The sequence below is a fragment of the Nonomuraea sp. NPDC001684 genome, from assembly GCF_053596515.1.
Map to the genome: position 1 here is coordinate 1 of NZ_JBSFGJ010000339.1, position 10,175 is coordinate 10,175.

Here is a 10,175-nt window from a genome sequence, read left to right on the forward strand (position 1 = left end):
AGTCGGCCCGGCGCAGCACCGGCAGGCTGATCGTCACCTTCAACTACCGGTACTCGCCGCGCAACTCGGCCGTGCGCCGCCTGCTCATGGACGGCGCGATCGGCGAGGTGACGTCCGCGCACTTCGAGTGGACGCTCGACACCATCCACGGCGCGGACTACTTCCGCCGCTGGCACCGCGACCGGGCCAGCTCCGGCGGCCTGCTCGTGCACAAGTCCACCCACCACTTCGACCTGGTCAACTGGTGGCTCGGGGCGGCGCCGGAGACCGTCTTCGCGCAGACCTCGCTGCGGTTCTACGGCTCGGCCAACGCGCGGTCGCGGGGGCTGGCCGACCGTCCCGGACGCGGCCGGGGCGCGCCCGGCCTCGGCAGCGACCCGTTCATCCTGGACATCGCCGCCGATCCCCGGCTCAAGCGCCTCTACCTGGACGCCGAGCACGAGGACGGCTACGTCCGGGACCAGGACGTCTTCGGCGACGGCGTGACCATCGACGACAACATGGCGGTGCTGGTCCGGTACGACAGCGGGGCGCTGCTGACGTACTCGCTGAACGCCCACGCGCCCTTCGAGGGCTACCGGGTGGCCTTCAACGGCACGGCCGGACGGCTGGAGCTGGAGGTGGTCGAGCGGGCCTGGACGCCGCCGCACGCGGCGATCGACCCGAGCGCCGCGTCCAAGGAGCACGCCGCCGGGGCATGGGAACGGCTCACCCTGCGCCCCCACTGGGCCGAGCCGCGCGAGGTGCCGATCGAGTCGGGCGCGGGCGGCCACGGCGGCGGCGACCGGCTGCTGCTGGACGACGTGTTCCGCGGCCCGACCGGCGACCCGCTGGCCCGGCAGGCGGGCTACCTGGACGGCATCCGCAGCGTCCTGACCGGCGTCGCGGCCAACCTGTCGGCCGCCTCGGGCGCCCCCGTGCAGCTGGCGGACACCGGCACCAGCCTTGCCTGACGGATCCGCCCCGGCGGTGTTCGGGGAGCTGGCCGAGGTCGTCGGCGGGCAGTGGGAGCTGTTCCCGTCCCTGCCGGGGCCGCGGTTGCGGGCGGCGGCCCGGCAGGCGATCGGGGTGCCCGCCCTGACCGCCGCGGACGTGCGGGTCGAGCGCACGTGGACCGACGGCGACCTGCACGGCGAGGAACTGTCGTTGACGGTCGGGTTCGGGCCGCGTACCCGGGCGTACCTGCTGAGACCGCGCGACCACGACGGACCGCTGCCCGGCCCGCCGCGGCTTCGCCGTGCTCGCCCACGACGTGCTGACCTGGGGCAGCCGCCGCTTCGAGCGGCACACCTGGATGTTCTACCCGCCGGGCCTGTCGCGGCTGGGCGACTGGCCCGACCTGGTGGCCGCCCGCGCCCCCGCCCCCCTCATGGTCCAGTACGCCCTGCGCGACGACCTGTTCCCGCAGGCCGGGATGCGCCGCGCGCACGCCCGCATCGGCGAGCGCTACCGCGACGCCCCCGGCCGCTACGAGGCCGTGTTCGCGCCGTCCCCGCACTGCTTCGACGTGCCCATGCAGGAGCGCGCCTTCGACTGGCTGGCGCGGGAGCTGGTCAGCCGCCCGCCTTCCACCGGGCGATGAGCTTGTCGTAGTCGAGCGTGGCCGGCTCGCCGCGCTCGTCGGCCAGCTTCGGCGCGGGCGCGCCCGGCTGGTCGAACCAGTACTGGGCCGGACGCTCGGGGTTCAGCTTGGGCGCGCACTGGCCGCCGTAGCCCTGGCGTTCGCGCGACAGGCGTTCCAGCCGGGCCAGGATCTCGTCCTGCTGCCTGGCCAGGTTGTCCATCGACTGCTGCGGGGTGGTCTCGCCGGTGACGGCGGTGGCCACGTTCTGCCACCAGAGCTGCGCCAGCTTGGGGTAGTCGGGCACGTTCGTGCCGGTCGGGGTCCACTGCTTGCGGGCGGGGGAGTTGTAGAACTCGATCAGGCCGCCGTACTTGGCGGCGTTGTCCCTGAAGTAGTCGCTCTTGATGTCGGAGTCGCGGATGAACGTCAGCCCGGTGATCGACTTCTTCAGCGACACCGTCTTGGACGTGACGAACTGGGCATAGAGCCAGGCCGCGGCCCTGCGGTCCTTCGGGGTGTTGTTGAGCAGCGTCCACGAGCCCGCGTCCTGGTAGCCGAGCTTGTTGCCGTCCTTCCAGTAGACGCCGTGCGGGCTGGGCGCGATGCGCCACTTCGGGGTGCCGTCGTCGTTGACGACCGGCAGGCCCTTCTTGGTCATGTCGGCCGTGAACGTGGTGTACCAAAAGATCTGCTGGGCGATGTTCCCCTGCGCCGGGACCGGGCCCGCCTCGCTGAAGTTCATGCCGGCGGCCTCGCGGGGCGCGTACTTCTTCAGCCAGTCCACGTACTTGGTGAGCGCGTACACCGAGGCCGGGCCGTTGGTGTCGCCGCCGCGGGTGACCGACGAGCCCACCGGACGGCAGTTCTCCACCCGGATGCCCCAGTCGTCCACCGGCAGGCCGTTGGGGATGCCGGGGTCGCCGTTGCCCGCCATGGACAGCCAGGCGTCGGTGAAGCGCCAGCCCAGCGAGGGGTCCTTGCGGCCGTAGTCCATGTGGCCGTAGACCTTCCGGCCGTCGACGGTCCCGTTGCCGTTGACCTTGTTGCTGAAGAAGTCGGCGATGTCCTCGTAGGCCGCCCAGTTGACCGGCACGCCCAGGTCGTAGCCGTAGGCGTCCTTGAACTGCTTCTTGATCGCCGGGTCGGTGAACCAGTCGTAGCGGAACCAGTAGAGGTTCGCGAACTGCTGGTCGGGGAGCTGGTAGATCTTCTTGTCGGGGCCGGTGGTGAAGCTGATGCCGATGAAGTCGTCCAGGTCGAGGGTGGGGGAGGTGACGTTCCTGCCCTCTCCGGCCATGTAGTCCGACAGCGGGAACACGTACGTGCCGCGCGAGTGGGTGCCGATGAGGTCGGAGTCGTTGACGTAGGCGTCGTAGATGTTCTGGTCGCCCTGGATCTGCGTCTGGAGCTTCTCGATGACGTCGCCCTCCTGGATCAGGTCGTGCTTGACCCTGATCCCGGTGATCTCGGTGAACGCCCTGGCCAGCTTCTGCGACTCGTACTCGTGCGTGGTGATCGTCTCGGACACCACGTTGATCTGCATGCCCCGGTACGGCGCCGCCGCCTTGATGAACCAGTCCATCTCCGCCAGTTGCCGGTCCTTGGACAGGGTGCTCGGCGTGAACTCCTCCGACACCCACCGCTGTGCCGCGGCCCTGCCGTCGGCCTCCTTGAAGTCGCTCTTCGGCTTCTCCTCGCCGCCGCCCGTGCAACCGGCCGCCACCAGGGCCAGCGCCGCCACGACCGCCGCCGCGACACCCACCGCATGCCTCATCGCCTGGTTCCCCTTCCTCTCAGCCCCATATCCCGATCACGACCATGACCAGCAGCGCGACGCCGAGCGCCGCCCACATGGACAGGTCGGTGACTGCAATCCACAGGGCCAGCACGACGGCCGCGCTGATCAGGCCGATGTACAGCCGGTCGCCCCGGTCGGTCTCGATCCGCAGGAACCCGCGCCTGGCCACCGGGGGCGAGATCCGGGCCCAGACGGCCATCACGCACAGGAGCAGCGCCAGCCCGGCGAACACCAGGGCCGTGGGGGCGGTCCACACCATCCACTGCACGGTCAGACCCTCCCCAGGGCGAACCCCTTGGCTATGTAGTTGCGCACGAACCAGATGACGACGGCCCCCGGGACGATGGTCAGCACGCCGGCCGCGGCCAGCAGCCCCCAGTCCACGCCCGCCGCGCTCACCGTCCGCGTCATGGTGGCCGCGATGGGCTTGGCGTCCACCGACGTGATCGTCCTGGCGATCAGCAGCTCCACCCAGCTGAACATGAAGCAGAAGAACGCGGTGACGCCGAGCGCGGACCGGATCATCGGCAGGAAGATCCGGACGAAGAAGCGCGGCAGCGAGTATCCGTCGATCGCCGCGGTCTCGTCGATCTCCCGGGGGATCCCCGACATGAAGCCTTCCAGGATCCAGACCGCCAGCGGCACGTTGAACAGCATGTGCGCGATCGCCACGCCCAGATGCGTGTCGAACAGCCCGACCGCCTGGTAGATCTGGAAGAACGGCAGCAGGAACACCGCCGGCGGCGCCATCCGGTTCGTCAGCAGCCAGAAGAACAGGTGCTTGTCCCCGGCGAAGCGGAACCGCGAGAACGCGTACGCCGCCGGCAGCGCCACGACGAGCGACATGACCGCGTTCATCGAGGTGTAGACGATGGAGTTGAGGTAGCTCGAATACCACGACGGGTCGGTGAAGAACGTGACGTAGTTGTCGAAGGTCACCCGCTGCGGGATCAGCGAGAAGCTGCCCAGGATGTCCTCGTTCGGGCGGATGGACATGCCGAACATCCACAGCAGCGGCAACATCAGCGTGGCGGCGTACAGCCAGAAGACCGTGCGCGCCCACGGCAGCCGGTGGCGCGTGGGACTCACCTCCCCGACCTGGTCAGCACGGTGAAGAAGACGTAACAGGCGATCTGCACGAGCAGGAAGTACAGCAGCGAGAACGCCCCCGCCGGGCCCAGGTCGAACTGGCCGACGGCGATCTTCGACAGCAGGATGCTCAGGAACGCGGTCGCGTTCCCCGGCCCGCCGCCGGTCACCACGAACGGCTCGGTGTAGATCATGAAGCTGTCCATGAACCGCAGCAGGATCGCGATCGTCAGCACCCCGCGCAGCCTCGGCAACTGGATGTGCCGGAACGTCGCCCACGCCGACGCGCCGTCGATCTGCGCCGCCTGGAAGTACGGCTCGGGGATCGACCGCAGCCCCGCGTAGGCCAGCAGCGCCACCAGCGGCGTCCAGTGCCACACGTCCATGACCAGGACGGTGATCCAGGCGTCGGCCGAGTCGAGCGTGTAGTTGAAGTTGACGTGCAGCAGGTTGTTGACCGCCCAGCCGCCGAGCCCGATGTCGCCGCGGGCGAAGATCTGCCAGATCGTGCCCACGACGTTCCACGGGATGAGCAGCGGCAGCGCCACCAGCACCAGCGCCACCGACACCCAGAACCCGCGGCGCGGCATGCAGACCGCGATGGCCACCCCGAGCGGGACCTCCACCAGCAGAACCTGCGCGGAGAACAGCAGCGTGCGCACGAGCGCCGCGCGCACCTCGGGGTCGCGGGCGATCTGCCGGAACCAGTCCAGGCCGACGAACACCCGGTCCACCGGGCTGAAGACGTCCTGGACGGAGAAGTTCACGACGGTCATCAGCGGGATCACCGCGGTGAAGGCCACCGACACCACGACCGGCAGCACCAGCAGCCAGGCCCGGTTGTTCCGCGGACGGGGATCGGCGCGCGACCCGGCGGCTCCGGCGGCCTCCGCGGCGGCGGGCGCGGCGGCGGCCGGTACGACCTCGCCACCCGCCTGGCCGCCCGCGACGGCGGTCCGGTCGCTCACGCCTGCCCCCTTCCGTCCAGGGGTGCGAGCGAGCCGCACCTGACCTCGTCGCGGAACAGGAACGTCCGGTCCGCGGGGAAATGCAGGAACTCGACCGCGCCCGGCGTCCAGGACGAGCCCGCCTCGGTCCTGGCGATCACCGGATGGCCGCCGACCTCGGCGCGCACCAGGTCGTGCGAGCCCATGCGGTCGATCCGGGTCACCCTGGCCGCCACGCCGGGCCCGGCGGGCGGCCCGCCGACCCGGACGAACTCGGGCCGCACGCCGATCCGCACCGGCCCAGGGGGCAGCGCGCCGGCCACCGCGCCGACCACCGCGCCGACCTCCGAGTCCCCGATCCTGACCACGTCGCCGTCGATCTCGGCGGGCAGCACGTTCATGCCGGGGGAGCCGATGAAGTGCCCGACGAACTCGTGCGCGGGCGACAGGAACAGCTCGGCCGGCTCCCCGGCCTGCACGATCTCGCCGTCGTTGAGCACGACCACCTCGTCGGCGAAGGTCAGCGCCTCGGTCTGGTCGTGGGTGACGTAGACCAGGGTGTGGCCGGTGTCGCGGTGGATCTCCTTGAGCTTGCTGCGCAACGTCCACTTCAGCGCCGGGTCCACCACGGTCAGCGGCTCGTCGAGCAGCACGGCCGCCACCTGCTCGCGCACCAGGCCGCGGCCCAGGCTGACGATCTGCTTGCGGCCCGGGTCGAGCCGGCGCGCCCGGCGGCGCAGCACGTCGTCCAGGCCCAGCATGGCCGAGACGCGCAGCACGCGCCGGCGGACCTCCTCGGCCGGGACCTTCCTGTTGCGCAGCGGGAAGGCCAGGTTGTCGTAGACGGACATCTCCTCGTACAGGACGGGGAACTGGAAGACCTGCGCGATGTCGCGGCCGGCCGTGGGGACCCCGGTGACCTCGCGGTCGTCGAACCAGATCCGGCCTGCCGTGGGCTTGAGCAGCCCCGAGACGATGTTCAGCAGCGTCGTCTTGCCGCAGCCGCTCGGGCCGAGCAGGGCGTAGGCCCGGCCGCCGCGCCAGGTCCAGGTCGTCGGCCTGAGCGCCCACGTGCGGCCGCCGTCGTAGCTGTGGCCCACGCCCTCCAGGCGGATGTCAGCCATGCCGCCCCGCCCTCGCCGCCGGGGCGACCGGTAATCGGCCGCCGGCCTCGTCGAACACGAAGACGTGCCGCGGGTCCACGTACGCGGTGGCCGCCTGGCCCGGCGTGAACGGGCGGGTGCCCGGCAGGTGGGCCACCAGGTGCCGGCGTCCCGCCAGCAGCAGGTGCAGGAACGTCGCGCCGCCGGTCACCTCGGCCAGCCTGATCTCGGCGGGCAGCTCCAGCAGGCCGGGGCCGGTCCTGGTGATCGTCACCTGGTGGGGGCGGATGCCCAGCACGACCGCCTGGCCGGAGGCGGCGGCGCCCGGCGCGGGGAAGGAGGTGCCCATGACCTCGATCCGGCCGTCCCTGACCGTGCCGGGCAGCAGGTTCAGCGGCGGGTCGCTGAGCGTGGCCGCGACGGCGAGCGTGGGCGGCTCGGCGTACATGGTGGCCGGGTCGCCGACGTGCCGCACCCGGCCCTCGCCGAGCACCACGGCGGGCGCGGCGAAGGTCAGGGCCTCGTTGGGGTCGGCGGTGGAGTAGAGGACGACGCCCGGCGAGCCGGTGAACATGCGCCTGAGGTCCTCGCGCAACTGCTCGCGGAGCTTGAAGTCGAGGTTGGCCAGCGGCTCGTCGAGCAGCAGCACGTCCACGGGCCGGGCCAGCGCGCGGGCGATCGCCGTGCGCTGCTGCTGGCCGCCCGACAGCTCCGCGGGCCTGCGGCCCAGCAGGTCGCCGAGGCCCATGACCGCGGCCACCTCCCGCACCCGCCGGTCGATGCCGTCCCTGCGGTACGACCGGTCCAGCCGCAACGGCGAGGCGATGTTCTCGTAAACGGTGAGGGACGGGTAATTGATGAATTGCTGATAGACGAAGGCGATCGAGCGCTTTCGCACGGAAATCGAGGTGACGTCATTTCCGTTGACCAGCACCCGCCCCGAATCGGGCGGCTGCAAACCGGCGGCGACCCGCATGAGCGTGGTCTTTCCCGAGTTCATCGGGCCGACGAGGGTGGTCAGTCCGTGAGGTAGTTCCAGGTGGATGTCGTCGAGCCAGGTCTCCCCGCGCTGCCGTACGCGGACGCCATCGAGGATCAGCGTCACAATGCCCGGTCCTCTCTCCCGGAGCTTGCCCTCCATCTAACATGATCTGATTCTTTGTGCAAAGAGGGCAGTTGTTGTGACAGTTGTTCGCCAGTTGACGTGAGTTATGGCATTTGTCAGGGTGAGAAGAGTTTCATCACCAGGCTGTGGAGGTCGCGGCGCTCGGCGTCGGTCAGCGGGGCGAGCGTCTCGCGTTCGACGTCCGCGACCACCGCGCGGGCCCGTTCCAGGACGTCCCGGCCGGCGGCGGTCGGCGAGATCCGGTAGCGACGGCGGTCGGCGGGGTCGCGCTCCCGGGCGGCCAGTCCTTCGGCCATGAGGCCGTCCATCAGGCGGACCATGTCGCTCGGGTCGAGGCCCAGCCGGTCGCCGACCTCCCGCTGGGCGGCCGGGCCGAAGTCGTCGAGCGTGGCCAGCGCCGCGAACTCCCACAGGCTCAGCCCCGTGTCGGCGGTGAGTCGCGCGGCCAGGGCGCGCCGGCCCGCGACGCCGACCTTGTGCAGCACGAAGGTGGTCGTCCCGAGCAGGGTGGGTGGCAGTTCCATCTCGTCGAGAAGTGTAGGTTGTTCCCAATAGTTGGTGACTACCCACTAATTTCGGAGGATCAGGATGGACGCTCTCTACCCTCGGCTGCTGGTGCGCGACTTCCCGGCGAGCGTCGCCTTCTACCGGGCCGCCCTCGGGCTGGAGCCGGTGAAGGTGCTGACGGAGGCGACGTACGCCAACTGGGACATCGACGGCCAGGCCGGTCTCGTGCTCTTCGGCCGCGACCGCGTCGCCGAGGTCGTCGGCACGTCCGGGCTGCCGGCGGCGGGCGCCCAGGACACCGTGATGCTGGTGATGCGGGTCGACGACGTCGACGGCGAGGCCGACCGGCTCGTCGGGCTGGGCGCCACCGTCGCCGCGCCGCCGCAGGACCGGCCCGCCTGGGGGCCCGGCCTGCGTACCGCCCACCTGCGCGACCCGGAGGGCAACCTGATCGAGCTCCAGTCGTACTGAGCGCGGGCGGGCGGTCAGGGCAGGATGGCGTCCACGTAGCCGCCGTCCACGCGCAGGGCGCCGCCGGTGGTCGCCGAGGCCAGCGGCGAGCTGAGGTAGACGACCATGTTGGCGATCTCCTCGGGCTCGATCAGCCGCTGGAGCAGCGACTGCGGACGGTGCTCGCGCATGAACGCCCGCTGCGCCTCCTCCCACGGCAGCTCCCGGTCCACGAGCTGGTAGACGAACTCCTCCACGCCGCCGGTGTGCGTGGGCCCGGCGATCACCGAGTTGACCGTCACCCCGCTGCCGGCGGCCTCCTTGGCGAACCCGCGCGAGACGGCCAGCAGCGCCGTCTTGCTCATGCCGTAGTGGATCATCTCGGTGGGCGTGACGATGGCCGAGTCGCTGGCGATGTACTGGATCCGGCCCCAGCCGCGCTCGATCATGCCGGGCAGGTAGGCGCGCGTGAGGCGCACCGCCGACAGGACGTTGACCTCGAAGAAGCGCCGCCACTCCGCGTCGTCGATCTCCAGCGCCGGCCTGGCCTCGAAGATGCCCAGGTTGTTGACGAGGATGTCCACCTGCGGCAGCGAGCCGAGCACCCGCTGGAGCCCTTCGTCGGTGGCGACGTCGCCGGGCGCGGCGACCAGGCCGCGGTGGTCCATGCGCTCGATGGCCGCGGCCACCGAGCGCTCGCTGCGGCCGTTGACGCCGACGCGCGCCCCCGCCCGCGCCAGACCGGTCGCGATGGCCGCCCCGATGCCCTGGGTCGAGCCCGTGACCAGCGCCGTCCTGCCACTGAGGTCGATGCTCACCATGACTCCATTGTCCGTGCCGCCCCGCGGCCGGCCGGCACCGGGGCACTACCGGCCGCGGATCGGGTAGATGCCTACTCTGGTCGGTACGTCGAGGGGAGCATGGGTGCGCCGGTTACGGTGGCTGGTCGTGATGGCGGTCCTCGCCGTCCTCGTCGTGGTCCCGGCCGGGCCCGGCGCCGGCGACGACGGGTGCCCGCCCAGGGACCCGCGGGTGACCTCGCCGTACGCGATCACCGGCTACTGGGTCATGCCCCGGGCCGACGTGTGCGTCACGCGGCGGACGGTGGAGGCGATCCACTCGCTCGGCGGCGACACGCTCGTCACGTTCGGGCCGCGGTTCGACGCCGGGCCGATGGAGCCGGAGTTCGCCGCCTGCCGGGTGGACGGACGGCCCTGCGCGCGGGTGCCCGGCAAACGGATCCGGCACGTCTACACGTACGTGACCAGCGAGGAGTTCGGGCGTTCCGTGCTGCGCTGCCCGGGGCTCGACCGGCGGATCGACAGCGGCGGGCGGGTCTTCTACCGCGTGTCGCTGGCCGCGTCGTGCGCCGCGCGCGTCCAGGACCTGGTGCTGGTCTCCACCGACGGCGACGGGCTGGGCAACCTGGTCGAGGAGGCGGCGGCGTACGGGATGCGGGTGTTCCCCGGGCTGCCCGCCGCGCCGCAGCGGCGGGGCAAGCCGTGGGAGCCCGACCTCGCGCACCTCGCCGCGCTGAACGCCTTCACCGCGCGGGTGCTGGCCGGCTACCGCGAGCGGTTCGGCGGGTCGG

11 protein-coding genes and 1 pseudogene are annotated in these 10,175 nt (G+C 71.4%); 4 read left to right on the forward strand and 8 right to left on the reverse strand.

Annotated elements, in window-relative coordinates; genetic code table 11:
- Both ACWCSD_RS38460 and ACWCSD_RS38465 read left to right on the forward strand, forming a co-directional pair.
- Positions 1 to 953, forward strand: a 953-nt coding sequence (locus ACWCSD_RS38460) for a Gfo/Idh/MocA family protein (protein WP_449922308.1), incomplete at its 5' end; no start/stop codon positions are given.
- Between the two features lie 284 nt (positions 954 to 1,237).
- Positions 1,238 to 1,582 carry a hypothetical protein gene (locus ACWCSD_RS38465; protein WP_449922310.1) on the forward strand — a complete coding sequence of 115 codons (345 nt, stop codon included), beginning with the start codon at positions 1,238 to 1,240 and terminating at the stop codon, positions 1,580 to 1,582.
- Here ACWCSD_RS38465 and ACWCSD_RS38470 read toward each other — a convergent pair.
- The 7 genes from ACWCSD_RS38470 to ACWCSD_RS38500 all read right to left on the reverse strand — a co-directional run bounded on the left by ACWCSD_RS38470 (position 1,554) and on the right by ACWCSD_RS38500 (position 8,151).
- Positions 1,554 to 3,338: an ABC transporter substrate-binding protein gene (locus tag ACWCSD_RS38470; RefSeq protein ID WP_397162374.1), complete on the reverse strand. Its 1,785-nt coding sequence runs from the start codon at positions 3,336 to 3,338 to the stop codon at positions 1,554 to 1,556. The genes ACWCSD_RS38465 and ACWCSD_RS38470 overlap by 29 nt on opposite strands.
- Before the next feature lie 19 nt (positions 3,339 to 3,357).
- Positions 3,358 to 3,621 (reverse strand): DUF2160 family membrane protein, encoded by a 264-nt coding sequence (locus ACWCSD_RS38475; protein ID WP_357991604.1) that lies wholly within the window; start codon positions 3,619 to 3,621, stop codon positions 3,358 to 3,360.
- 11 nt (positions 3,622 to 3,632) lie between these two features.
- Complete coding sequence (locus tag ACWCSD_RS38480; RefSeq protein ID WP_449922312.1) at positions 3,633 to 4,451, reverse strand: carbohydrate ABC transporter permease; 819 nt, start codon at positions 4,449 to 4,451, stop codon at positions 3,633 to 3,635.
- The gene (locus tag ACWCSD_RS38485; protein ID WP_449922314.1) at positions 4,448 to 5,419 is read right to left on the reverse strand and encodes a carbohydrate ABC transporter permease; all 972 of its coding nucleotides are present in this window, start codon (positions 5,417 to 5,419) and stop codon (positions 4,448 to 4,450) included. The genes ACWCSD_RS38480 and ACWCSD_RS38485 overlap by 4 nt, the downstream gene beginning before the upstream one ends.
- Positions 5,416 to 6,522: an ABC transporter ATP-binding protein gene (locus ACWCSD_RS38490; protein ID WP_397162376.1), complete on the reverse strand. Its 1,107-nt coding sequence runs from the start codon at positions 6,520 to 6,522 to the stop codon at positions 5,416 to 5,418. The genes ACWCSD_RS38485 and ACWCSD_RS38490 overlap by 4 nt, the downstream gene beginning before the upstream one ends.
- On the reverse strand, positions 6,515 to 7,606 hold the full coding sequence (locus ACWCSD_RS38495) for an ABC transporter ATP-binding protein (protein WP_449922316.1): 1,092 nt from the start codon (positions 7,604 to 7,606) through the stop codon (positions 6,515 to 6,517). Before ACWCSD_RS38495 ends, ACWCSD_RS38490 begins: the two co-directional genes overlap by 8 nt.
- 116 nt (positions 7,607 to 7,722) lie before the next feature.
- A complete protein-coding gene (locus tag ACWCSD_RS38500) occupies positions 7,723 to 8,151 on the reverse strand; it encodes a MarR family winged helix-turn-helix transcriptional regulator (protein ID WP_397162378.1) in 429 nt (142 codons plus the stop codon).
- A gap of 64 nt (positions 8,152 to 8,215) precedes the next feature.
- Here ACWCSD_RS38500 and ACWCSD_RS38505 point away from each other — a divergent pair, with 64 nt between their 5' ends.
- The gene (locus ACWCSD_RS38505) at positions 8,216 to 8,605 is read left to right on the forward strand and encodes a VOC family protein (protein ID WP_358283220.1); all 390 of its coding nucleotides are present in this window, start codon (positions 8,216 to 8,218) and stop codon (positions 8,603 to 8,605) included.
- A 14-nt stretch (positions 8,606 to 8,619) separates the two neighbouring features.
- On the opposite strand, the gene ACWCSD_RS38510 is transcribed toward ACWCSD_RS38505, so the two are convergent.
- Positions 8,620 to 9,402, reverse strand: a complete 783-nt coding sequence (locus ACWCSD_RS38510; RefSeq protein ID WP_364326151.1) for an SDR family NAD(P)-dependent oxidoreductase — start codon at positions 9,400 to 9,402, stop codon at positions 8,620 to 8,622.
- Between the two features lie 106 nt (positions 9,403 to 9,508).
- Between ACWCSD_RS38510 and ACWCSD_RS38515 the strand changes: the two are divergent.
- Positions 9,509 to 10,175, forward strand: a pseudogene (locus ACWCSD_RS38515) (hypothetical protein); the annotation flags it as partial.